Annotated in this window: 17 protein-coding genes, 1 pseudogene and 1 CRISPR repeat array; of the genes and pseudogenes, 7 read left to right on the top strand and 11 right to left on the bottom strand. The window is 70.7% G+C overall.

Annotated features, from left to right (window positions below; genetic code table 11):
• The first annotated feature begins 211 nt into the window (after window positions 1-211).
• Window positions 212-802, top strand: coding sequence for an RNA polymerase sigma factor (locus ACFV18_RS14135; protein WP_380482844.1), 591 nt, complete (start codon window positions 212-214; stop codon window positions 800-802).
• Window positions 803-849: 47 nt separating this feature from the next.
• On the opposite strand, the gene ACFV18_RS14130 is transcribed toward ACFV18_RS14135, so the two are convergent.
• The 9 genes from ACFV18_RS14130 to cas3 all read right to left on the bottom strand — a co-directional run bounded on the left by ACFV18_RS14130 (window position 850) and on the right by cas3 (window position 12067).
• Entirely contained in the window at window positions 850-2340 is a 1491-nt protein-coding gene (locus ACFV18_RS14130) for a hypothetical protein (RefSeq protein ID WP_380482842.1), read from the bottom strand.
• A 619-nt stretch (window positions 2341-2959) separates the two neighbouring features.
• The gene (cas2e, locus tag ACFV18_RS14125) at window positions 2960-3310 is read right to left on the bottom strand and encodes a type I-E CRISPR-associated endoribonuclease Cas2e (protein ID WP_380482840.1); all 351 of its coding nucleotides are present in this window, start codon (window positions 3308-3310) and stop codon (window positions 2960-2962) included.
• Window positions 3307-4242 (bottom strand): type I-E CRISPR-associated endonuclease Cas1e, encoded by a 936-nt coding sequence (gene cas1e, locus ACFV18_RS14120; protein ID WP_380482838.1) that lies wholly within the window; start codon window positions 4240-4242, stop codon window positions 3307-3309. The genes cas2e and cas1e overlap by 4 nt, the downstream gene beginning before the upstream one ends.
• Before the next feature lie 4 nt (window positions 4243-4246).
• Entirely contained in the window at window positions 4247-4951 is a 705-nt protein-coding gene (gene cas6e, locus ACFV18_RS14115; protein ID WP_380482836.1) for a type I-E CRISPR-associated protein Cas6/Cse3/CasE, read from the bottom strand.
• Entirely contained in the window at window positions 4951-5700 is a 750-nt protein-coding gene (gene cas5e, locus ACFV18_RS14110) for a type I-E CRISPR-associated protein Cas5/CasD (RefSeq protein ID WP_380482834.1), read from the bottom strand. Before cas5e ends, cas6e begins: the two co-directional genes overlap by 1 nt.
• Complete coding sequence (gene cas7e / locus ACFV18_RS14105) at window positions 5697-6893, bottom strand: type I-E CRISPR-associated protein Cas7/Cse4/CasC (protein WP_380482832.1); 1197 nt, start codon at window positions 6891-6893, stop codon at window positions 5697-5699. The genes cas5e and cas7e overlap by 4 nt, the downstream gene beginning before the upstream one ends.
• The gene (gene casB / locus ACFV18_RS14100) at window positions 6890-7549 is read right to left on the bottom strand and encodes a type I-E CRISPR-associated protein Cse2/CasB (protein ID WP_380482830.1); all 660 of its coding nucleotides are present in this window, start codon (window positions 7547-7549) and stop codon (window positions 6890-6892) included. The genes cas7e and casB overlap by 4 nt, the downstream gene beginning before the upstream one ends.
• Complete coding sequence (gene casA / locus ACFV18_RS14095; protein WP_380482828.1) at window positions 7546-9306, bottom strand: type I-E CRISPR-associated protein Cse1/CasA; 1761 nt, start codon at window positions 9304-9306, stop codon at window positions 7546-7548. Before casA ends, casB begins: the two co-directional genes overlap by 4 nt.
• Window positions 9299-12067: a CRISPR-associated helicase Cas3' gene (gene cas3 / locus ACFV18_RS14090; RefSeq protein WP_380482827.1), complete on the bottom strand. Its 2769-nt coding sequence runs from the start codon at window positions 12065-12067 to the stop codon at window positions 9299-9301. Before cas3 ends, casA begins: the two co-directional genes overlap by 8 nt.
• A gap of 253 nt (window positions 12068-12320) precedes the next feature.
• Window positions 12321-13750: direct repeats of the CRISPR family, unit length 29 nt; unit sequence GGGACCATCCCCGCGCGGGCGGGGAGCAG.
• Window positions 13751-15608: 1858 nt separating this feature from the next.
• Between cas3 and ACFV18_RS14085 the strand changes: the two are divergent.
• The 5 genes and pseudogenes from ACFV18_RS14085 to ACFV18_RS14065 form a co-directional block, all read left to right on the top strand.
• Window positions 15609-16161 (top strand): annotated as a pseudogene (locus ACFV18_RS14085) (DUF4913 domain-containing protein); the annotation flags it as partial.
• A 938-nt stretch (window positions 16162-17099) separates the two neighbouring features.
• The gene (locus ACFV18_RS14080) at window positions 17100-17855 is read left to right on the top strand and encodes a hypothetical protein (RefSeq protein WP_380483151.1); all 756 of its coding nucleotides are present in this window, start codon (window positions 17100-17102) and stop codon (window positions 17853-17855) included.
• 200 nt (window positions 17856-18055) lie between these two features.
• Window positions 18056-18679, top strand: coding sequence for a hypothetical protein (locus ACFV18_RS14075; protein WP_380482825.1), 624 nt, complete (start codon window positions 18056-18058; stop codon window positions 18677-18679).
• Between the two features lie 319 nt (window positions 18680-18998).
• Window positions 18999-19136, top strand: coding sequence for a hypothetical protein (locus ACFV18_RS14070; RefSeq protein ID WP_380482823.1), 138 nt, complete (start codon window positions 18999-19001; stop codon window positions 19134-19136).
• A 58-nt stretch (window positions 19137-19194) separates the two neighbouring features.
• Entirely contained in the window at window positions 19195-19575 is a 381-nt protein-coding gene (locus ACFV18_RS14065) for a hypothetical protein (protein ID WP_380482821.1), read from the top strand.
• Between the two features lie 89 nt (window positions 19576-19664).
• On the opposite strand, the gene ACFV18_RS14060 is transcribed toward ACFV18_RS14065, so the two are convergent.
• Together ACFV18_RS14060 and ACFV18_RS14055 are read right to left on the bottom strand one after the other, a co-directional pair.
• On the bottom strand, window positions 19665-21161 hold the full coding sequence (locus tag ACFV18_RS14060) for a glycosyltransferase (RefSeq protein ID WP_380482819.1): 1497 nt from the start codon (window positions 21159-21161) through the stop codon (window positions 19665-19667).
• Between the two features lie 155 nt (window positions 21162-21316).
• On the bottom strand, window positions 21317-22522 hold the full coding sequence (locus ACFV18_RS14055) for a cytochrome P450 (protein WP_380482817.1): 1206 nt from the start codon (window positions 22520-22522) through the stop codon (window positions 21317-21319).
• Window positions 22523-22893: 371 nt separating this feature from the next.
• On the opposite strand from ACFV18_RS14055, the gene ACFV18_RS14050 reads away from it, so the two are divergent.
• Window positions 22894-24489 carry a prenyltransferase/squalene oxidase repeat-containing protein gene (locus tag ACFV18_RS14050; RefSeq protein WP_380482815.1) on the top strand — a complete coding sequence of 532 codons (1596 nt, stop codon included), beginning with the start codon at window positions 22894-22896 and terminating at the stop codon, window positions 24487-24489.
• The last annotated feature ends 18 nt before the right edge of the window (window positions 24490-24507 follow it).

Raw genomic sequence — 24507 nt, 5'->3', positions numbered from 1 at the left:
TCAAGTTTCTATTAACTCGCCCCGGGATGGACAAATAAAGGCTCTGACAGGATCACTCTAGAAACTTTACTGATCAATCTATGCACAATATCTGACACCGACAGCCGAGCCTGCAGGTTCTGCAATGTTGCCGAGTTTGCTTGACATGAGGGTGCTTGATTGTCGACGTTTCGAGAATCAAGTGAACATCAGGCAAGGAGATATTGCGACCGTGGATGTGATCGTTCAAGTGGATGAAGTACAAGAGGGCGTCGCCAATCAGTTCGACATGGAGGGGCGACAGGTTCCAATTGAAGGCCCTGCCGACGTACCCGCCGAGACGAGTCTGCGACTCCCGAGGGAGCTGATTAAGCTGATGCGGACGCATGGACAGGCGTACTGGGAGTACGCCTTCCTGAAGTTGGGTGACGCGGACGCAGCGGAAGAGCTGGTCGATGACGTGTTCGCAGACCTGGCCGCGCACTGGGGCATCGCCGTACAGCAGGAGAGCTTGAAGCATTTTTGTTGGAAAGTTCTGGCCACTACCGTAGATACAGCCCTGGTCGAACGGCACAGGTCGAAGATGCTAGACCGGGCAATGCAGGAGGCCCGCGGCAGATTCGACACACTGGAGAGCCCGTCAGGCCTATTTGACGCAATCAAACAGCTGCCGAAGCGGCAATATCAGGCAATTATCCTGATTCATGTACTCGGCTATGATGGGCGAAAGGCCGCGAAAGCAATGGGCATCTCCGAGTGCGGGGTATACAGCTTGAATCGGGATGCTAAGCGTCGCCTAAGCGCGATCTTGGCAATGGAATAGCCTGGTTCAATCAAGCCTGGGGACCATCCCCGTGTACGCGGGGAGCATCATCGCGTACACGGGGAGCGGGTGCCAAGCGCTTTCGCGATGGACTCGTCCGAGGGATCATCTCCGCGTGGGCAACGACTTGTGGCACCGTGCCACGTCTTCGCACCGGGTGTTATGGGTGGTACGGGTCTGGTGGCGGAGGCGCGTGGGACCAGCCGGGCTGGAACGGCCCTTGGTGGTGTCGCACAGGCGGAGTGGGCACGTTCCTGTTCCCGCTGCCAGATTCTCAGCAGGACCTCGTCGGATGTCGGAACGGCGAACCCGAGATCTTCCAGGATTCCCCGGAAGTTGGGCGGCGGGCCTCCGGCGGCCGTGACGAGGGCCGACAGCAGTGGGGAGTCTGCTTGGCCGGCCTGCCGTTCGACAGCCACCAGCAGACGACGGCGTTCCGTGTCGCTCGTGTTCCTCGCAGTGCCTTCCAGGAGCAGCCAGCCGACTGTGCCGCCCTTCCGTGCAACAGCGGTCAGTTGATCCTGCAGGCGGTCGGGCTGAAGTGAAGCGGCGGCAGGGGACGTGGTGGTTCGGGCTGGGGGTGCGGTTGTGGTTGGCTTTTTGGCCGACTGCGCGGGCTTCGAGCTCGGTGCCTGATTGCCTCGCTCGGTTTTGATGATGGCTTCAAGGTCTGCGATCAAGCGCCTCAAGCGCCGCGGTAGTTGGCTGCCGCGCTTGTCGAGCTTCGTCTGCCGGACGCCTTCGAGGTAGCGGCGGGCGGTGCGGACTTCGCTGGTCAGCCTCTTCCTTGCTGCTTTGCCAGCTGCGGCCCGTACCAAGGCCCGGCCCTCCGCCACCAGTTCCTCCAGTCGGGAACGGTCGGATGCGGTGCGGTCAGTGTGGGGCGTTGTCCCGGCAGCGCGCGTTCGTGTGAACGGTCGTCGCCGTCGCGAGAAGAGCGGCGCGTCGAGAAAGGCCGTGACTTCAGGAATCGCCGCGTCCAGCGGTAGTGCGGGCGGCATGATGCGCGCCGGAACTCCGTACATGGCGAACGCGCGATCGGCCTCCCGCTGGCACCACCGCTTCAGCTGGGCCTTCGACGAGGGCCGGCCGATTCCGAGGTCCTCCAGAACCTGCTGCAGGCAGGACAGCGGCTCGCCGGTGTCCGTTTTGATGAGGGCGGACAGGACCGGATCGTCATGGTGGAAGACCTGGTCCACGGCCGCGAGAACGGTGCGAAGCTCTTCCTCGCTGCGATCGGAGAGGTCTGTTCCGACGGTCTGCATCAGACGATTCCAGATCGGCCGGGTGCCCCATCGGGCATGCAGGTGCAGGGCTTCGCGAAGTGCGACGACGAGATCGTCACCCGCCAACTCGCGCGGAGCGTTCTCTTCTTGCGCTGGTTCCGGCTGGACAGGGGCGGGGCTCTTGCGGGTGGAAGCCTTCGCACGGGCTGCGCGGAGTTCTTGTACGGCCGGTACGGTCAGCCCGTCGTCGGTCAGGACTGCCTCGGCGAAAGGGATCCAGGCAATGCCGCCCACAGGTTGCTGGACGCCCAAGGAAACATGATGCTGCCACGGCAAGTGGCGGTCGGACGCCACATCTGGCTTTCCATGGCCTGTCTCTGGCCAAGTTGCTCCGCCCCCGCCACGCAGCTGGAAGCCTTCCAGCACCCGCAGCTGACAGGACCTCACCAAGAGCCACCCTGCGGGCGCAGGGAAGCAGGCGTCGTCCATCGGCTGTGCGATGTCGCCGAGGGACCATCCCCGCGCGGGCGGGGGGCAGGTGCCCTGCGCGATCGCTACGGTGGAGACGACGGGACCATCCCCGCGCGGGCGGGGCGCAGCTACTACCTCTGCAAGTTCCTGGGCCTCACCAGGGGACCATCCCCGCGCGGGCGGGGAGCAGTTCACGGCGGTCGGCGACCTGCCCTCTGCGGTGGGACCATCCCCGCCCGCGCGGGGAGCAGGTGACGGCATCCGGAGGATACGGCCCGCCGCAGGGACCATCCCCGCGTGGGCGGGGAGCAGCTCGGGCTGTGCGGTGGTGTCCATGGCGGGTGGGGACCATCCCCGCGTGGGCGGGGAGCAGGCTCGTTGACCTGGGGCGTTACACGCCGTTGGCGCGGGAGTTACCCGCTTTCATCGACTCCGGCATAAAGGACATATTTGCCAGCTCTCATCGGTTGCCGAAGCGGCGCCGTTGGGAGGCTTTGCTCCAGCCCGTCCTGGCCGGCCCCGGGGTGGCGGTGGGGGTGTTGTTCGGGCGTTGGAGGAGGGTGAGGCCTTCGTGGTCCACGGGGGTCCAGGAGTGTTCGTGGGTGCGGAAGGTGAAGCCCTGTTCGGTGTTGGAGGTGTGGATCAGGAGGGCTCGTCCTTGTCCCGCGTACTGGCGGACCTCGTCCCAGAGGGCGTCTCTAACGCGTGCCGACGGGGATCCGATGAACACTCCTGCGGAGATCTCGAGGAGCCATCGGGTGAGGAATCCGCGCAGGCCGATGGGGCAGTTGGTGAGGACGATGACGGTCACCAGTTGCCCTCCGAGTAGTTGACGCCCGATGCGACCTGTTGCCCGTGGTCGGACTGGAGGGTAACGGTGTCCTTGTCCCCGGCCGCCGTTCCGGTGCGGAGGAGTCGGTGGATGTCGGCGACGATCCGTTCCTGGAGCCGCAGTTCGTGGATGCGGTCCCGCAGTGCTCGGCGGGTGCGCGCGCCGACGTCCTCGTCCGATTCGGCGGCGACGTCGAAGGCGACGGGGATTCCGACCTCGGTCTTGTAGAGGTCGGCGATGTCCAGCACGAACGACAGTTCGTGGCCGGAGTGCACGAATCCGAGGGCGGGTGAGCATCCGAGGGCGGTGACGACGGCGTGCGAGACGCCGTACATGGCTTGTGCGGCTGCGGTGATGGCCTGGTTGACCGCGTCTCCTGAGGTGAAGTCACCGGGGATGTAGTTGCGGCCCCTCCACCGGATGCCCGTTCGGGTGGCGTGGGCGCGGTAGCACTCCTTCATCCGGGTGCCCTCGCGGCCGAGCAGTTCCTTCCGGGTGAGACCGGCCGGGTCTTCGTCCGGGAAGCGGAGCCGGTACATGGCTCTGGCCACGTCCAGGCGGGTGCGCCGGTTCGCCCAGTGTGAGGCCTGGGCTTCGGCGAGGGCCGATGAGCGGGACAGTGCTCGGCCCGCCGCGTAGTAGCGCACGCCGTGCTCGCCGACCCAGACCACGGCGGCGCCGGTTTCGCCGAGGACGCTCATTGCCTGGTGGGTGATGCGGGTGCCGGGGCCGAGCAGGAGGGTGCCGATGGTCGCCGAGGGGATGTGGGTGGTGCCTTCGGCGCTTTCGACGGTGAGGGCGTTGGAGTCGCGGTGGACGGTGCAGCGTTCGAGATAGAGGAAGGAGACCCGATCGGCGGCGCGGGCCAGTTCCCGCGGGCTGCTGACGGGCCGGCGGCTGACGGTGCTCATCGGATCAGCCGATCGGGGCGAGGGTCATCAGGCCGCAGCCGTAGGCCTTGGCCTTGCCCAGGCCGCCGGTCAGCACCCGGCGGAGGGCGTCGGGGTCGGTGACTTCCAGGCGGCCGTCGAAGGTGACGGCGGTGAGGGTGACCCTGCCGCCGGCGCCGCGTTTGGAGAAGGTCACGTTGCGTTGGCCGTGCACGGCGAGTTGGTGTTCGTCGCCGTGTTCGGTGTGCCGGCGCTCCTCCGGTTTGGCGGCGATGCGGAAGCCACCCGCTTCCTGACGCTGGAGCAGCCACTGCATCTGGTGGCGGGCGGTGACGTGCGCGGTGCGTTTGGTCGGGGCGCCGTCCTTCGTGCGGGCGTGGTGGACGGGGTTGGCGGTCAGGCGGAAGTTCCAGCAGGTGCCCTTGTCGAGGCGTTCCAGGAACGGGGTGTAGGCGTAGGTCTGCCAGCCGGCTGTTCCGGTGGCGGCCGCGGCGGGCCAGCCGGCCTGTTCGACGAGGTGGGTGAGGTCGGGCCGGGACGGGCTGACGACGTACAGCTGCACTTCGGCGGTGGCGTTGTGGTCGGTTCGCCACAGGACGCGTGTGCCCGGCGCGGTGGGCAGGAGTTCGGGGAAGGCGGACATGACCGCGGCGTGCATGTTCTGCGGCGAGGACAGCAGTCGCCGGGCGCCCTGCCGCGCGGTGTTGAAGCGGAAGCGGGTGAGGTACATCAGGCGATTTCCAGGGCTGCGGTCGGGTCGTGGGCAGGGACGGGGACGGGGGTGCGCGGCCGGCCGTGCGGGTTGGGCACGGTGACGGTGCCGGTTCGGACGGTGCGAAGGCCGTGGCGGCGGTGGCGGGGGTCGAAGCTGAGCGGCTGGTCGCGCAGGGTGTCGCCCCGGACGGGCGCGTCGTCGCTCGGCGGGGTCTCGACGAGGACGGCCAGCTCGACGGTGGGCTGCTGCCGCTGCCGGCGCTGGTACCAGTCGGAGGCCTGCCAGGGCAGGCGGGCCAGGACGGTGTCGAGGTCGCCGTCGTCGTGGACCGACAGGCCGTCACGCAGTTCCAGGGGCCGGGCCGGCGGGCAGGAGCGGCGCCCGAGGTAGGGCAGGAACGCGGGGGCCCGCACAGCCTCGGAAAGGCGGGCGATGAGTGGGGCCGGGCCTTCGACGGCGGCGACGAACACGGCGTCGGCGAGATAGAAGCGCTCGGAGAGCGGCATCGACTCGTCGGTGTCGAAGTGCTGGGCGCTCTGGTAGTCGCGCAGGCGGGTGCCGGGCTGGTCGACGCGCACGCCGAAGCGCAGGGCGGCGAGTTCGGCGAGCCGGGCGTCGTCGCCGCGTTCGATGCCGGCCGCGGCGGCGAGCATGCCGATCACGCCGCTCTTGGTGGGGGCGTTCTCGGTGGTGCGCCTGGCGAAGCGCGAGGAGGCCCCCCACGACTGCAGGGGGCCGGCCAGTTGCAGAGCGAGCACGCTCATCCGCGCCGCTCCAGGCGTTCGGCCACGGCGGCGCCGACGGTGGAGACCAGGCCGGTGAGGCGGGGGGCCTCGGCGCCGAGGGAGGTGAGCTTGGCGGTGGAGGGGCCCACGCGCAGCACCCAGGTCTGGGCGTTGTCGTCGCCGTAGACCCGTTCGATCTCGGGGACCCAGTCGGCGAGGCGGGCGCACGCGGGCTCCAGGTGGCCGCCGTCGGCGTCGGGGGCGATGGGCTTTTCGAAGGCGGAGACGAAGCTGATCGGCCGGGCGGTGCGCAGGGTGACGATGACGGCGTCGGGGAGGGTGTGGTTGCCGAAGGTGTTGATCTTGCCGGTGGGCAGGGAGGAGACGAAGGCCTCCAGGAATGCTTCGACGGCGCGGCGTACCGGGGTGGCGGGGGCTTCGTTCTCGTCGAGGCCCTGGCCGAGGTTGCGCTCCAGCAGATCGACGTCGAGCGCCGCGTACCGGTAGAGGGTGGCGGAGTTGAAGTCGACGGTGCCGATCATGCCGGCGCCGGGTTCGGCGTCGCTGTTGCGGTCGTCAACGGCGGTGAAGTAGTCGGACTCGGTCTCGGCGCGGTGCACGCTGAGGGCGTGGGCGACCTGGGCGGCGGCGTCGACGTTGATGTCGGTGGAGTCGGCGACCATCCGGCCGAACAGGGCGATGTCTACGGAGTGCCGGCCGTCGGCGATCTTCTTGGCGCGGGCCTTGTTGTCCTTGTCCTTCAGGAAGGCCTTGAGGTCGCCGGCGCCCTCCACCGCGAGGGCGGCCAGGTTGTCGAGCTGACGGGAGCTCAGGAACATCAGGTACGACGACTCGGGCGCGGGCTCGGCGTCGCCGTTCTTCTTCGCCTGCTCGACCTTGCGCTTGGGCGGCTCGATCTTGGAGCCGGTCGCGGTCTGCAGCACCTCCGCCGCGAGCGCCAGCGCCTGGGCCTCGCCGATGTCCGGGGTCAGGGCGGTGATGCGCTCGGCGAGGAGTTCCGCCACCCGCTTGGTGCGCACCCCGAGCTCGCTCGGGTCGAGGATGGTGTCGAAGTAGCGGCGGGTGGCGCGCTTCCAGGCCTGACTGGAGACCCGGGCCCGGGTGGCGCCGCCGTACACGGCGGTCTTGGGCGCACCGGTGTCGTCGCGGTTCAGGTTGCTCGGCGGGACGCTCTGCAGGGCGTGCACGTCGAGGATGATGCGGCTCGTCACTGGGCGCTGTCCTTCTGCGTGTCGGTGGGGGCGTCGTCGCCCGCCGGGTTGGACGGTGTGGTGCGGTGGGCGTGGAGGGAGCGGCCCCAGGAGCGCCGGACGCCGTCCGGGCCCCACGGGGGCTGCTGCCACTGGTAGAGCTGGTCGGCGAGCAGGGCGTAGTCCAGGGACAGCTCCTCGCGGCGCAGCAGCAGGACGATCTCGCGCAGGCGGGTGGCCAGGACGGCGATCGTGGGTGCGGTTCCGGCGCGCACGAAGCGTTTGCGGGTCGGCTCGTCGATGTCGTTGCCGGGCATGAGCCTGCGTACGGCGGTGCCGAGTTCGTCGCCGCCGGCCTTGTGCATCCGGGCGGGCCGCCGGGACTGCTGGTGCACGGCGTACAGGGTCGCGGCCGTGTACAGGGCGGTGTGCGCGGCGTCCTGACGCAGCATTGGGTCGCCGTACAGGGGCTCGGTGTCGAGCAGGCCCCACAGGTCGGGGACGGTGGCGACGTCCTTGCCCGCTGCGCGGCGCAGGCGGGCGAGGGCGGCGACTGCGGCGGGGCGGTCGTCCAGGTAGCCCTTCTGCAGGCGGCCGATCTCGCTTCCGGTGAGGGTGCCGACCGGGCCGAGGGCCCGGCGGCGGTGGTGCGCGGGGGCCGGTGGGTCGGTGGTCATGCGGTCGCCCTTTCAGGGTCGGGTGCGGTGTCGAAGTCTGCGGCTTCCGCTGCTTCCGCGTCGGCTTGGCCGGCGTCGGCTTGCGGCGGGATGAGACCCGGGCCGGTTCCCTCTGCGGTGGTGTCCGGCACGGCGAGCGGCAGGGCGCGCCGGAGCCGGGCGCGGAACCACAGGTCGGCGGACGAGGTGTTCAGCCAGGTCTCGCCCTTGTTGCCCGTCACGACCCGGCCCTGCCAGGCGACTTCTCCGGCCTGGGCGACGAGCTCGTCGCCCAGGCGTGCGACCGTCTGCCGCGCCTGGCGCTGCCAGTGGGCCCGCAGCTCGGCCGGGTCGTCGCCGTCGCGGATGCCGGCCAGCCACAGCCGGTAGGGGCCGTCGAGGGCGCTGAAGCCGGCGTCCCGCGCGCTCGCCCGTGGGGCGTCGGACTCGCTGCCCACGGCCCGCGCGAGGTCCGACGCCAGGTCTCCCAGGGCGCGTACGGCCAGGTCCGCGTCGGTGACCGCGTCCTGCGCGGCCCGGCCCAGGCTCGGGTCCCGCTCGCTGAGCACGACCAGCGCGAATGCCACGGTGTCGGTGGTGATCTCGTCGACGACGGACTGCTGCGTGCCGTAGACGGCGCCGAACGTCCGCAGCCGCATCAGCCGGCCCCGGGGCAGGATCCGCTCCGTCTCCAGCCGGGCCAGCCAGTGGACCAGGCCCGGCCGCAGCTCCGGCACGGGCTCGCCCGCCGGGCCCCGGTCGGGAGCGGAGGCGGCGATCAGCGACCCGATACCGCGCCACGCGGCCCGCGCCGGATCCATCTCCCTGGGCAGGTACACCGGCGACCGGCCGAGCTTCTTCTCCTGCGCGAGGCTGCGCCGCCAGCCGGTCATGGGCTCGGCGTCGAACATGTTCCGCGGGGCGAGGGGGTCGCCGTAGGTGAGGACGACGCCGTTCACGCCCTCGGCGTCGGCGTGCAGGCGGATGCGGCGGGACTGCCAGGTGTAGAGGTCGCGGGGACCGGCGGGGCGCGAGGCCAGGTCGTCGGCCGCGCCGGGGCCGATGGGCGGGCGCCGCCAGGCGGGCAGGTCCGGCCGTTTCGTCTTCCACTGGTCGGCGGCGATCAGGTTCAGCAGCAGCGTCTCGCGCAGGGTGTCGCCCTCGGCGAGCACGCCGCCGAGATTGCCCGCCCACGCCGGCCCCTGCGGGTAGGCCTTGCCGGCCTTGGCCCGCGGGTCGCCCTCCACCCCGGTCTTGATGCCCGAGGTGTCGTAGGCGTGGGCGTGCACCACCCAGCGGGCCGCTTCGGCGAACGTGATCCGCTCGGCGCCCGGGAAGCGGGTGGTGAAGAACGCGTTGCCGTTGGGCACGTCCGCCACGATCCGGTTCAGCGGGAAGATCTCGTCCTTGCCCGTCCGCAGCCCGGCGCACTGGAAGAACGGCGTGTGCGGGTGCAGCAGGTCGAAGCGGTCCCGGTGCTCCTCCAGGTAGGGCAGGGCCGGGGCCAGGGCGTCCGGGTCCTCCCACAGTTCGGCCCAGTCGTCGCTGTCGCCCGGGCCGTCCAGAGCGTCGTGGAGGATCGCCAGGAGCAGGCGGGTGAGCGCGAAGTCCTGGGTGGGGAGATCACCGGCCAAGCGTCTGATCCGGCCCGCCTGCGCGAACGCCTCCCGCAGCGACAGCTCGCTCTCGCGGCCGTCGGTCAGCAGTACGGGAATCCACGGCTGCTCCGTCAGGTCGAACATCCCTTGTTCGACCGGTGGTTGGAGGCGGTCATGCATCGGCGCTCGACACCTCGAGTCCGTTCTCACGGGTGTACATGAGTCGGAACCCTGCCAGAGAGATGTGACAGCCGGGCCTGATCGGAAGAATCAACTGCCCTGCCAGCCAAGGGCTTTCTTTACTCTGCCAACTTTCGACACAGAACTGCTCAAGTTCAGCGATTACCCGGTCAACGATGTACGGCTTGGCCAGCCGTGCCGGAAGCCGCAGCCCGCAGGCCGCCGCCGCCTTCGCCGCCCTCGGCGACGGCACCGCCCCGGTCGGCAACGGCAGCCCGCCGCGCCCCTCCCCCGCCCAGTGCACTGTCGCCAGCGAACCGTCCTCCAACTCCTCCACCACGAGCACCTCGACGCTCTCCTCGCTGTCGCGCACCTGCGCCCGCCCGGCCCGCGTGTCGTCCGCGTCCCCCACACTGCCGGCCAGCCAGCCGATCAGCGGCCGCCCGTCCTTCCCCGCTTCCCCGATGCAGAACTGCTCCGCCCTGGCGGTCTTCTCGGCCTGGAGCTTCTCGTGGACCAGCCGCGCTTCCTCCAGCGCCGGCGCCCAGTCCGCCGGCCCCAACTGGCCGCCCCCGTACACCTGTTGCACCAGGACGCTGATGTCCCCCGGCAGATCCACCGGCCGCCCCCCGTCGAGGAACGGGAGCAGCACCGCGAGCGAGCGCAGCAGCGCGTGCCGGCCGTACACCGCCTCGGACCCGCGCACCGGCTTCGGCACCGCAACCGACCAGTCCACGCCCGTGATCAGGCACTTCGCTTCCCGCAGCGCCGCGGGCCGATCCGGCCGCGCATGCCGGTGCAGGCGGCCCATCCGCTGCAGCAGCAGGTCCACCGGCGCCGCGTCGCTCACCAGCAAATCGAAGTCCACGTCCAGCGACTGCTCCGCCACCTGACTGGCCACCACGATGTGCCGCCCGGGCCGCGCGGCGGCGTCCCGGCCGAACCGCTCCAGCAGGTCACGGTCGTTCTCGGCCCGGTCGACGTCGATGAACCTGGCGTGCGCGACGGTCACCGCCCCGTCCCCGAACCGCTCCCGCAACGCCTTCGCCGTCTCCAGCACCCGGTCCACGGTGTTGCGGACCACCAGCACGCACCCGCCGTCGGCGACCTCCGTCTCCAGCCGCTCCCCCAGCGCGTCCAGGCCGTCGTCGAGCCGTTCCAGCCGCACCTTGTGCCCACGACCGGACACCGCCGGCCGCTCCAGCACCGGCACTGTCCCCCGGCTCACCGCCGTCAGCAGCGGATACTCCCGCGCCTGCTCCACCCGCGCGAACCGCTCGTCGTCCCCGGCCACACCCGCATACGCCTGTGCCAGCTCCCGGCGCCGCGCAGCCGGCAGTGTCGCCGACAGCACCACCACCGGAACCCCGTAGGCTCCCAGCCAGCCCAGTACCCGGTCCAAATACGTGTTCATGTACGTGTCGTACGCGTGGGCTTCGTCGATCACCACGACCTTCCCGGCGACCGCCAGGTGACGCAGCACCAGGTGACGGGCCTTCAGGCCGGCGAACAGCAACTGGTCGATCGTCCCGACCACGAACGACGACAGCATCCCCTTCTTTCGGCCGGCGAGCCAGTGGTGCGCCACCAGTTCCGCCGGTGCCGCCGTCTCCGCGCCGAACCCTGGTGCCCGCTCCGTACCGTCGGCATCCACCGACGCGAGCCGCTGCCGCGATCCGGCCCGGAGATCGGCGGCGTCCTTGTTCAACGCGGCCTTCGAATGCGCCAGCAGCACCGACAGGCGATCCCCTCCCTCGGCCGGCAGCCGGTCCAACCATCTGAGCAGCCTCGGGAACATCGCGTTGCTCGTCGCCATCGTCGGCAGCGCGAAGAACACCCCACCCGCACCGGCCCGCGCCGCCAGCACCTCCGCCGCCGCCAGCGCCGCCTCCGTCTTGCCCTCCCCCATCGGCGCCTCGACGATCAACAGCCCCGGCTCCGGCATCGCCCGGGCGCTCTCCACCGCCGCCACCTGCACCGGCCGCACCACCGACCCCGACGGAAGGTCGAACCGCGCCGCGAACAACTCCTCCGTGCTGCTCTGCGGAACCTTCGGTCGCCACGGCCCCGGCAGATCCAGGTCCCACCACGCCGCAGCCACCCGCCGGCCGCCGTCGAACCCCGACGCCACCGGAAAATACGGAAACAGGTCCGGATTGCTGGCAATCCAGTCCGCCATGATCACCAGACCGGACAGCACCACCTGCACCGGCTGCGGCAACCTCACCCGCTGCCATCCCGCCAGCCGCTCCTCCACCCCGAACTCGGCGGCACACGCATCCAGCAACTCCTCCTGCACACGCCGCCACACGCTCCCGCTCCCGCTCCCGCCCGGCGTGCGCAGCAGATCCCACCGTCCGTCCAAATCCCTGAGCGACGGATGCTCCGGCGGCACGCCGTGATGCCCGCCCACCGCCACCGCGAACTGCCCCGTCACCCTCCCCGGCCAGCCCCGCCGCTCCAGCCACTCCTGCAACAGCACCTGACCCGCGAGACCATGCGGCGCCAGCCGCCGGTCCACCCCGAATCCGGCCCGGTACGGCATCTCCAATCCGGCCGCCCGCATCCGATCCGCCAGCCCGTCCACCTGACAAGCGAACGCCGGCGTCGCCTTCCCGATGTCGTGGACCCCCGCCAACCACACCGCCAACCGCCGCCCGTCCCCCTCCCCACCGGGCAGAGCCCCACCAACCAAGGCCCAGACCCTGGCCGACACCCAGTGGTCCCACAGCAGCCCCGCCACAGCAGCACTGTCCTGCATGTGACACCACAACGGCAGCCACCCCTCGCTGCGCACATCATGCTTCGCCCACACACTCCGAGCCTCAGCCGACAACCGTGCACGCAGACCGCCGCCCACAAGCACTGTCCCCTCTCATCCCAAACCACCTGAAAAGTCCCCGACTTGATGGCAGATCATAGAGAGCGCAACAGCCCAGTACCCCTCCGCCGACCAACACCGAAGAACCGCACAAGAGGGAAGCAGCCGCCAGCACAACTGCCGCATGCCCGGGGAGAGAGCACCCCTGCGGACGGGGAGCAGGCTTCCCGTGCTCCCGCAGGAACAGCACCACAGACCATCCCCGCGCGGGCGGGGAGCAGTTCTTCGTTCCGAACAGGCCGAGCGCGGCGGTGGGACCATCCCCGCGCGGGCGGGGAGCAGCCGTCGCAGTCCCCGGGCAGGGTGAGGACGCCGGGACCATCCCCGCGCGGGCGGGGAGCAGATGGCGCCGATGTCGGTGTTGTAGGTGCGCTCGGGACCATCCCCGCGCGGGCGGGGAGCAGTCCATGTAAATCTGGCCCACCGACAGGATGTGGGGACCATCCCCGCGCGGGCGGGGAGCAGACGCTCAGCCACTGCGTTGACGCGGTGGCCTGGGGACCATCCCCGCGCGGGCGGGGAGCAGTGTTGGAACGCGGCCTGCGCCAGCCCGAGGTTGGGACCATCCCCGCGCGGGCGGGGAGCAGTAGCGCCAGGCGAGCTTGCCGTAGTTGGTCGCGGGACCATCCCCGCGCGGGCGGGGAGCAGATGTTCTCCGCGATCCGGGCCCGGTCCAAAGAGGGAACCATCCTCGCGCGGGCGGGGGCAGAAACACAACGGCTCCGGCTTCCACGCCGACCGGGGACCATCCCCGCGCGGGCGGGGAGCAGTGCGCAAGGCCACGGGCGAGGGCGAGAGCAGCGGGACCATCCCCGCGCGGGCGGGGAGCAGCGCGACGGCGGGAGCAGTCCCCCCGCCGAAGCGGGACCATCCCCGCGCGGGCGGGGAGCAGGGAGCCGGTCAACGGGTCTGCCCAGGGCGGGTGGGACCATCCCCGCGCGGGCGGGGAGCAGTTGCGGAACCGCTGGCGGTCGGTTTCATCGGCGGGACCATCCCCGCGCGGGCGAGGAGCAGTCGGAGCGCGCGGCCTGGAGGCTGGCCGGGAAGGGACCATCCCCGCGCGGGCGGGGAGCAGACAGTGAATGGGGCTCAGCCAGTGGGATCCGGGGGACCATCCCCGCGCGGGCGGGGAGCAGCAGGACTCCAAAGCGCCGCTCAGGGTGCCCTGGGGACCATCCCCGCGCGGGCGGGGAGCAGCAGGACTCCAAAGCGCCGCTCAGGGTGCCCTGGGGACCATCCCCGCGCGGGCGGGGAGCAGGTCCCGGGTGAACTGCCCGTCCCCGGTGCCGGGGGACCATCCCCGCGCGGGCGGGGAGCAGGCTTCCTCAGCCGGAAGGCCCTGCATGGGTTTGGGACCATCCCCGCGCGGGCGGGGAGCAGATGGTGCCGGCGGCCAGCATCGTGTGCACCTCGGGACCATCCCCGCGCGGGCGGGGAGCAGAGCGCAAGGCACATATACCACTCCGCTTGTTTGGGACCATCCCCGCGCGGGCGGGGAGCAGTTCCTTGTGGAGCTCCCGCCACTCCGCGACCCGGGACCATCCCCGCGCGGGCGGGGAGCAGGCTCGTTGACCTGCGGTGTCACATGCCGTCGACCCGAAAATGACACACTTCCTGTGATTCAGGCATAAGTAACTTTCTTCTCCTTCTGGGGTTGCGGCTGTGTGGGCCAACTCTCGGCTGACAGTGTTCAAGCGCGGTGGTGCCGATGCCGCCGCGCTCAGAGATCAACGGTGCCGTGAAGGTGTGGCAAGGGCGGTGGCGTGTGGATGAATGCTCCCACGGCGGCGCGACGCCCGTGTGCACGGGGAGCAGCCTCTTTCGGTCCGCCTCCTCCTGGGCTTCGCGGGGGGCTCTCCGTGCGCCCAGGACGTCGTCGCCGCAGCGGCTGACACGCGGCGAGGGCGGCCAGAGATCTCCTGGTTCACATATGGGGAGTCAACTCCGTTGTTTCCCCGTTGAGTTCCGCTCGCCCGTGGCCCCCATGGCGATGACCAGACATAGCGGCCGAAGCGTCTCCTCTCGACCGTCTACCCCGTCGCGTCCGGTAGGTGCCGGCGCCCGTGGTCCGCCAGGCGGCGTTGGGCACGGAATCCAGGCCATCTTCAGTAGAGGGCGCCCCCCGTCCCTGCCAGCGAACGCGCCTCGCGGACGCCGGAGACAAAGGGCGCGTTCGTCCCGCACCTCGGGCTACCGGGCCAGCCACTGGTTCGAGGCAAGAACGGATTATCCCGCGTGCACAAGGACAGCGTCGGATACGCAGCCCGGCCGGGTCCGCCGGCTCGCGCGGCAGGCCGTGGAACACGAGGTCAAGAGCGCCTCCACTGGAGCAGGAAACGACTGTTTCGCCCTGGTCATGTGATGGATCGATCGCCACTGATCCACAGTGAAGCCGGCTACCGGGACGTTCCGATAACCGGCTTCAGTGCTGTTGCGGGGCCTGCAAGCCGGTGATCGCGGGGTTGGCGGCCAGCGCGGTGCTGCGGCCGGCCACCGGTTCGGGTTCGGTCTCCAGCGCCGGCGTCAGTATGCGGGCGGGCATCAAGGATGGTCGGGGTCGTCGAGCCACACCGCTTGGGAGCCGGTCGTGGTGACGGTGAGCCCAGGTGTGCCGGGCGGTGTAGATCCTCCCACAGCCACCAGGTCCACTCTGGCGTACGTCGAACTCGTGCCGACCCAGCACGGAGTCAACCGTCGCCCAGGACGGCACCGCAGGTGTCGAAGAACCACCACGTCGCCATGTCCCCATAAGGCGCGCCGGTAGCAGGCGTCCAACAGGGCGGTGCCGACGGCGAACTGGGCCCGCCGGGAGGGCCCGATGACCTTCGGGTTGAGCTCGGTGAGCGACGCCTGGGCGTCGCCGGGCGGGTAGCCAGCCACCGGCTGAGCCTGGTAGCGCTGCTGACGTATCCGCGTGAAGTCCGACGCCCCGGTGAGCCGGTGGCGGAGGGGGCGACGACCACCCCACCCGGGCACGGTCTGGCCGACCCAGGCGACAGGGACAGCAGTCACCAGGTTCGAGCAGTGGCGGTCAACCAATCGACCCGGTCACCCCCGATACGGCGTCGGCACCGTCCCCGACCAGCACCCGAACACCGCCCACCCCTGCGGCGGCCGGATTCCCGCGCGCGAGGCCGGCGACCGCCTCGTCAATCTCGAGCCAACACCCAGCCGGTGCGCCAGGAACGCGGCGTTGAAGCCCGGGCCGGTCCCCACCTCCCTCACCCGGTGCCCGTCCTCGACACCGAGGCCACCGGGCATCCGCGCCACCGTCCTCGGCGGACCACGAGTTGGCGGCCGTACCAAACCGCCGGATCCGCAGATTCTCTTCCCGCCCGCACGACAGGAGGCCACCCGTGAGCCGCAGCAGAAGACCCGCGACGCCAACCGACCCCATCCGCCTGACCCACCTGGATATGTCATGTCCGACCCGACCACGGGCACCCCCGAGCCCGAACGATCCGCATCCCCGACGAGGACCTCGCCAGTACTCTCGCGCGCCCCATCGCCGAAGTCCGCCAGCACGGTGTCCTTCTCGACCGCCTCGGTGCCGAACCCGAGGGCAAGGAGCCGGAGACAGGCCCCGACGACGAACCCGACGGTCCGACCTCGGTGTTCATCCTCGCCATGGACGGCGCGGCGTACGCCGCCGAACTGACCGCCCTCGGCGACTGGGTGGCCCACGTGCTCCGGCCGGTCCACGGGCGCGAGCTCAGCTCCACCCGCCCCTGGTGCTCGCGCTGGTACGAGCATCAGGAGGCCGTGGCCCGGCTCCACGGGCTCTGGCTCGCGTGGCAGCAGCTCACCGACACGGAAGCCGACCTCACCGGGCCTTCGACATGGCACCGCGACCACCTCGACCACGCCATCGCCCAACTGCGTTCCCCGGACGGCCCGTTCGCCGCGTGCACCACCAACTCCGCCCGCCCGCCCATCGGCTGCTGTCCAGCCCGGACCAGATGGGGCTCGCGGCAAAGACGTTCGGATTCGACCTGGAACTCGACGGTCTCCGCCCGTCCGACAACGCGTCCGCGGAGATCGCGGAGGCGTTGCACGACGAGTTCGCGCTGCTCGTGTGGCACGACGCCGGCGCAGGCCGCTCGTACGTCCTGGCGCACGACACCCCGGCGACCTGGATCACGCCCGGGGCGGGACAACCTCGCTGCCTTCGCTGTCGTCCGGCACCGAGAGCAGAGGACGTTCCGCCTGCGTCAGTCCCGGCACGCGACCATGGCCTTCACCCAGAAGCGGCTGATCGACCGCGGCTGCCCGCCCGACGCCCTGCGCCTGGAACAGGCCTTCACTGCAAACGAGTTGACGCGCCAAAAGGAGGACCGGATCTTCGGCAGCCGCGACCGCTACGAGATCCGCAAGGGCTTCGCCTGGACGGCGACGACACCCACGCGTGGACCATGGTCGTCGACCGGGAGGCCGCCGAACTCCCGGTCGGACTGTTCGTCGAAGAGATCCAGCCCGACCGCGAGACCTACACGCTGCGCGAAGGCGCGTTCCCCACGAGGATGCCGCCTGCAAGTGGCACCGGCTGGAACCGGGGCCGTTGCCGCCCGCACCGGAAGACCGCCGGCCCGAGGCCGAACGAACTCGCGCCGCCCTCGCCCGCAGCACCGCCCAGGCGACGCCGAGCGTCGCACCCATCGCCTCCGCACCCGCGACGGCCGTCGTCGCGCAGCCGGATCGGGGGCGGTCGCGGTGAGCCGCGCCCAGTTCGCCTTCGCCGCGCACCCCGACGCCATCGCCGACCTGCGTCAACTCCCCGCGCCCATCCGGGACCAGGCGCTGCTGAACCTGCAGCAGTTGGTCCATGGCGAGCGCGTCGCCTCCCAGCTCGGCGACCGACCGGACGGCTGCCACAAGATCGTCCTCGGCACCGGCGACGAGCGGACCACCCACCGTGGTGGTGCAGTTCCGCGACGCGCCGCCCACCTCCAAGCACTCCCGCGAGGTCTGCCTCGTCGCCGCCGGCCACCGGTTCGAGTACGAGGTCTACCGCTCCGCCCAGAACCGGCTGGGCCGAACCGGACTCAACACGCCGCCACCCGGCTCCGATCCGGCGCTGGAGGCCCGCGTCCGGGCCGCCCAGGGGGCCCGGGTCCAGGCGGCCCGCTCCCGCTCCACCCGAACGGTGCGAGCCCGAGGCCAGAGCGGCGCCGCGTACAGCACCGCCTCGTCCGGCTTCGCCCCCCACCGCCACTCCCCTATAGGCCCGCTGATGACCACGACCGCCCTGCCCAGCCGCTCCGACCTCGCCGGGCGGCTCACCGATGCCGCCCAGGCCGTCGCCGGGATCCTCACTGCCGCGCACGCCACCCTGGCCACCCGCTGCTACCTCGCGCCGGTCCTCGGTCCGTTGTCCGCCGGGCCCGGCGTGGTCGGCGAGCTGAACGAGCGGCTGGAGGACCTGCTCGACGAACCGCTGCCGACGACCCCCGTCGGTCTGTTCGCCCTGGCTTCCTACGCCTCCGCCCTGGGCTGGCTGACCGAGTCGCTGGCCGAGCTGACCGCGGCAGTGGACGCGATCTGCACCCGCGCCGGCATCCCTTCGCTGGAGCCCGACACGGAGGCCGTGCTCGTCCCGACCGAGGACGACGAGGGCTTCGACTACTCCTTCAGCAACACGGATTTGGCGGCAACGCCTTCGTTCACGTGAAGTAGCAGCGAGTGATCAGCGATTTGGGCAGCAGTTGGCGATCTTGAACGCTGCGGATGTTCACCAGAAATGACGTCACGCAACGGCTGAACTCGGCTGCGTGGGGACGGGATGCCGGCCATCCGAGTCCTCATCCAGCAGCGATCTTGATCGCGTTAACCGGGTGTCTGTCGGCCCGAGGAGCACTAGCCTGAGCGGCCGTGAGCACGAATATCCACGGCGGCATCGAATTCCGCCATCCCGGCGTCGACGCCGGCTACTACGACGGCGAGCCGTGGGTCATGGCGACGGACCTGTGGCCGCTGTACGACCAGAGCGACTACGCAGCCTTCGGCTGCCTCTTCGGAGTGCGCAACTACGCAGGCTTCCGTCCTCTCGCCGCCGACCGCGGCCTTCCTCCTGACCTGTCGGGTGGTCTGCGGGCCGAACTGGAGCCGTGGGTGGAGGCCGGGGACCTCCACGGCGCTACCTGGGTCAGCTGGGCGGAGATCACCCGGCTCGACCCTGCTTCCACGCCCGACCACTACACCGGCCGGTTGACCTGGTCGACGGTATCCCTGTCTTCACTCCTGCATCAGCAACTCGTACCCGACCAGTGGCCTCCGGAAGTACTCGACGCTGTAGGCCCGCCACCTCTCGGCCTCGACCGTTCCACTCACCCCACTGAATGGAGCACCGGAGACCTGCGCTGCCACTACGAGCCCCTGACCGCTGGCTGCCTCCTGGGCAGTGCCTCCCAATGGCCGCACGTCTTCGCCGTGATGAAGGCGCTGGCGGGCCGCTTCGGCGAGGAGGAAGTTCGGCTCGTCGTCGCCTTCGATTGATGCGCGGACACCTGCTCGTCGATACCGATCACGCAGCTCCGGGCAAGCGCTTTCGGATCCGCATCAACGGTGCCCTCCGCCCCGGAGAGTACCGAGTGCGAGTCTGCGGCGTACAGCTCGACCTTCGACATCTTCGGCATGACCAGCGCCTTTCACCAGGAGCACCCCGCTGCTGCCCTGGCAAGTAACCCCGGTGACGTCGAAACTCATGAACATCACTCGTCCGTGGTTCGGGGTGCCTCCCAAGCTCGTGAACAACTGACGTCACAACTCGTGATTAAAGCCAGCGGCAGTCCGCGCCGCCGCCGACGCAGCCGGGATGGAGCCGGACGCCTACGTCGACGTCCTCGCCGACGCCCTGCGGGCCGCCGCCGCGATCACCGGCGCCTGCATGGAGATCAGCAGCGGCCTGATCGAGGACGCGCAGGGTGGGCCCCGGCGCCCACCCTGTCCATGAGCAGCCCAGCACCAACGACCTCCGCCTCCTGCACGCCGGTCGTCCCGACGATAGCCCCATGACTGTTCTCGGTCAGGAGGTCAGTGCCGCCTCACGCGATGTGGACCGCCTCCACCTCGAACTCTCCGCCCGCGCACAGCTCATGATCGAGCGGCTCGCGCCGATCGCCCGGGGCGAGCACACCGCGATGCGCGACCGCAAGGCCGTCATCCCACCCGCCGGCCACACCGTCGAGGTGCTCGCCGCCCGAACGGCGTGGCCTGTCAGCAGCTCGCCCGCGCTCTCGCCGCCTATAGCTGGTGCGTTGAGGCCGGCTTCAACCCTCTCGAAGCCGCGCACACCGCCGAGCGGCACCGCGCTCTGGCGCAGTGCTGTCGCCGGTCCGAGCCACCGCAGCGACTTGGCTGCCCCGACCACCGCCGAACCGCCCACCAACTGACCCTCCGGGCCCCACGTCCTGCTGATGGCCCGCCAGTACCGGGGCATCCCCCAGTGGGACGCCAGTGACCGGCGACCGGCTGCGTGCGCTCAGCGGGAGCAGACGGCTTGCTCCGGTGTGCCGGCGGCGTGGTCGGTGCCGTGCGGGGTCTTCTCCCAGGTGAAGGGGGCGACTGCCAGCTGGTGTACCGCGCGCCAGGCGGCGATGGACCACAGCAGTGAGTACAGCGGTACGAACACCGCGTGCCAGGGGGCTGTCAGTCGGGCGCGCCTGGCGGCGGCGAAGGTGATGGCGATCCACAGGGCGGCCGAACCGGCTTGCGCGGCCACCGCTGGAAGCACCAGGCCGGATCCGGTCGAGGACCAGCTCCAGCCGAGCACGGCGATTAGGGTGAGGGCGGTGATGACGGGCTGGACCAGGGCCGTGACCGGGGCGGCGGCGACGATGCCGAGCAGGGTCAGGATGCCGGGGGCGTGGAACCGGCGCAGTGTGTGGCGGGGGTTGCGGGTGTGCACCGTCGTGGTCAGCAGGAAGCCCTTGAACCAGCGGGTGCGCTGCCGTACGAACGGGCCGATGGTGTCGAGGGCCTCTTCCCAGGTGACCGTTTCGACCGTTTCGGTGCGGTGGCCGTGTGCGGCGCACCGCATGCCGAGGTCGGCGTCCTCGGTGACGTTCCAGGCGTCCCAGCCGCCGAGCTTGCGCAGGGTGTCGGTGCGGAAGTGGTTGCTGGTCCCGCCGAGGGGGATCGGCATCCGCAGCCGTGCCAGTCCGGGGAGGGAGAGTCCGAACCGCAGCGCGTACTCCATGGCGAACTGCTTGGTCAGCCAGTTGTCGGTGGGGTTGTGGAAGAGCAGTTGGGCCTGGACGCAGGCCAGTCGCCGGTCGCGTGCGGCGAACCGGGCCGCGACGTACCGCAGTTGGGCGGGGTCGGGGCGGTCTTCGGCGTCGAAGATCACCAGGAGTTCGCCGCGGGCCAGCATCAGGCCCAGGTTCACCGAGCGGGGTTTGGTCTGGGGTGGGCCGGGTGGGAGCTGGACGACGCGGACGAACGGGGGCGGGTCGGCGGCGAGCACCGCCCGGGTGGTGTCCGGGTCGTGCTGTTCCAGCAGGATCAGTACCTCGAGCCGGTCGGGTGGGTAGTCCAGCCCGGCCAGGTGCCGCACCAGTCCGCCGATCACCCCGGCCTCCCGGTAGGCGGGCACCAGCACGGTGTAGGACGGGAGTTCCGCCTCCGGCAGGGGTGGATCCGCGGGCCTGCCGCCGGGGCGACCCGCCGCCAGCAGGCCGGTCAGCGCGATCACGGCGTGCAGCAGGCTGTAGCCCGTCACCATCAAGGTGAGCAGCGCGAGCGCGAGCAGCGGTACGAGCGCCACACCGATCACTGCGCCGGCCGCGCCGATGGCCAGTGCCACGAGCTGCCAGCGGGCGAAGCCGGACTTGGCCGCCAGGTCCGGGTGCCGGCGGGTGAAGCCGTCGGCCATCTCGTCGGCTATCCGGTCCGGCCACTGCTCCAGGATTCGGACTTGCGTCTCGGTGCTGCCGCGCGCCAGTGCCGCGACCACGTCCGGGTCGGAGAGTCCCGTCATGCCCATACCCCCATTGCCTTCGTAGGCATGACAAGGAGTATCAGCTCATTGATCATCCCGGCCAATCGGCGCCCATCGGTCGGCGCCGTCGTGATCGCGTCGACTCCCGCGCTCAGCCTCGGCCGTTCTTCCCGGATCCCCGACGGAGTCGGGCTTCAAGTGGCCGGGCGCGGAATGATGTTCAGGTTTTCGGGGCCGTTGACGATCATCGAGGTGACCCGGGGCGGTTGTTGTCCGGGGTGTGTGAGGGCGAGGTCGGGCAGCTCCGCGAACAGGGTGGTCAGGGCGATTCTGGCTTCCAGCCTGGCGAGGTACGCGCCGAGGCAGTAGTGGGGTCCGTGGCCGAAGGCGAGGTGCTTCTTGCCGGCCCGTGCGGGGTCGAACCGGTCCGGGTTCTCGGGGTGCAGTTCCGGGTCGCGTCCGGCGGCGGCGAAGGCAATGATGATCGGATCGCCCTTTTTGATGACGACGCCCTCGCCCAGGTCGATGTCCTCGACGGCGTAGCGCAGCGGGACGTGCATGACGGGGCCGTCGATGCGCAGGGTTTCTTCGATGACGTCGTCCCAGTCGAGGGTTCCCTGGCGGATGCCGGCCAGGGTGTCGGGGTGGGTGAGCAGGAAATGAACCGCGCTGGCGATGAGGTCGATGGGGGCCTCGTACCCTGCGGCGATCAGGCTGAAGAGGGTGCTGATCAGCTCGGGCTCGGACATGGGTTCCTGGTCGGACTCGGACGGCAGGATCAGGTCGCTGGTCAGATCGGGGGCCGGGTGCTCCCTCTTGTACTGCAGCAACTCGGTGAGCCGGTGGAGCAGTTCGGCCTGGATGACTCGCCCGCGCTCCGGGCTGACCGAGTAGTCCCGAATGGCCTCCAGTGCGTCGATGAGCGGGGTGCGCAGGTGGTCGGGGACGCCGAACAGGTCGCAGATGACGGTCATGGTCAGCGGTTTCGCGACGGTTTCCCGCAGATCGGCGCTCGTCCCGGGCGGCAGCGCGGCGAGGGCGGCGACGAGGCGGTCCGCAGCCGCCTGGACGTTCGGGCGCATCCGCTCGACGCGCTGGGGCGAGAACGCCGGGGCGTTCCGGCGCCGCAGCCTGCGGTGCTCCTCACCGTAGGCGTTGAGGAAGCTCTCCTGGAAGGCGATCGCGGCCAGTGGCCAGCCTTCGGGCACCTCGGTCCGGCCCGGCCAGTGCCTGCGGAAGTCGCGGGAGACGCGCGGGTCGGTGGTCAGCGCCTCGATCACGCTGTGGCGGGTGACCGACCACGCGTGGACGGGCCCGGGCAGCTCGACCAGTACGGCCGGCCCCTGCGCCCGCAGCACCGCGGCCTCCGCGAGCAACGCACGCCCCGAAGGGTCGAGCACAGGACACCTGGAAACAGGCGAGGACGACATACGGCGCTCCTTTCGTCGGGAAAGCCACGCGGCGCGGGCCGCTTCGCGCAGCTGCGCGTCCTTGGCCCGGGGTGGCGCGGTGTCCCTACCCGGTGCCGCCTTCCGGGTATGCGGGCCGGCCGGGCGCCTGGGTGTGTTCCGGCCATTGCGCGCCGCAGGTGCGGCCTGCCCGGGTGATCGGAGGGCCTGGGGATGCAGGGTTTCGGCCGTACTTCTGGCTCGAACGTCCGGTTCTGCGTATCCGGGATGGCGGCTGGGTAACTTCGGCGCGCGGTCAGCCGGTTGGCCAAAACGATTCTTCCAACGCCACGGTGGGTGGCCCCGAAGCAGGGAGCGGCGCAATGACGACGTACAGGACCGATGCGCCCGGACCGCGCCCGGGAGCCGCGTCCGAGGGGATGCCGGCCGGGCTCGCGACCGCTCGGGCCCGGGTCACCGCGCACCTGAGCGCCTTCGTCGAAGCCGACGGCGGGGTTCGGCAGCCGTGCGCGAGCCGGGCGCTGGAGTCGGCGCTGCTGGTCGTCCTGCTGCGCGAACGCGGTGGCCACACCCGGGAAGTGGACCGCCTGCTGGCCTATCTGGCTACGCCGCGGGCCCAGTCCACCGGCTTCGACGCGGCCTTGGCGCAGGCGGTCCTGCACGGCACGACGGTCGGCACCGACGTGGTCGCGGCCGAGCTGCTCGCCGGCTTCGACCACTTCTCCGTGGCGCGCAAGCGCCTGCTCTTCGACACCTATCTGGCGGCCGTGGGCGCGGTGGCGTTCGAACCGTCGATGCTCCGACCGGTCCGCAAGGCGGCTGCCGGCGAGGACAACACGGTCACCTGGATCGAGATGATCATGCTCAGTGCCCGGGTCCTCGTCGCGTACGGCCTGGGCCGGGGCGCGGAGATCACCGAGGCGGAGCGGGAGCGGCTGCTGGAACTCCTCGGCTCCAGCCGGGCACCGGTGTGGGAGAACTACACGGCCGCGCACCTGCTCGCGCTGCTGGCCGTTCAGCGTTTCGCTCCCCGGCATCCGCTGCTCGACGAAGGCGTCGCCGGGCTGCTGGGCGCGGTGAACCCGGACGGCGGTGCGCCGAGCATGTCGAACCTGGACGTGTTCAGCACCGGGCCCGCCGGGCTGGCCCTGGCCCGCGCGAACGCCGATCCGCAGCTGCTGGACCGCATGTGCGACTACCTCGTCGCCCAGCAGATGCCGGACGGCGGTTGGGCGTTCGGCGCGGACATGGGACAGAGCGACGTGGACGCAAGCTCGTACGCGGCGGCCTGCCTCGCCACCGTGGACCCCGTCCGCCACCGGGCCGCACTGACCCGCGCCGCCGGGTACTTCCGGGGCATCGCGGGCCAGGACGGCGGCTTCCCCACCTACATGAAGGGCGACCCCTCCGAGGTCGGCATGACCGGCGGCGCGGTCGGCGCCCTGGCCTGGAACGGCCCCGGCCACGCCGACCTCCTCGGGGCTGCGGCCCGCTGGCTGCTCGATGCGCAGCGCGCGGACGGCACCTTCGAACGGAGCTGGAGCGTGAGCGAGGCCAACACGATCTGGCGCGGGATGTGGGCCCTGCACTCGATGCCCGAGCCCGTACGCACCACCGAAGGAGACCGGATCGCGCGGGCCCGCGCCGCATCCGAGCGATTCCTCATCGAGGCGCAGAACAGCGACGGCGGCTGGGGTTTCCGCCCCAAAGACCCCAGCGACATCGCCAGCACCTGCTACTCGCTGCTCGCCCTGTCCGCCATGGGCCGCCGGGTGGACCAGGACCCGGTCGTACGCGCCGGAGTGGAACACCTGCTGTCCTGCCAGGACTCCGACGGCGGGTTCACCGCCCCGCCCGACCAGGTCGCTCCCCGCCCCCTGCTGTTCGACGCTCCGGTCTTCGGCGACATCTGGGCCCTGCTGGCCCTGGCCGGCTGCGACAGCGACTGGAACTGGTAGCGGCAGACGGGGAACGAC

Source organism: Kitasatospora sp. NPDC059673 (genome assembly GCF_042734215.1).
Classification (GTDB): domain Bacteria; phylum Actinomycetota; class Actinomycetes; order Streptomycetales; family Streptomycetaceae; genus Kitasatospora.
Note: the sequence above shows the minus strand (reverse complement) of the source record. Positions and strands in the feature narration are given on the sequence as shown.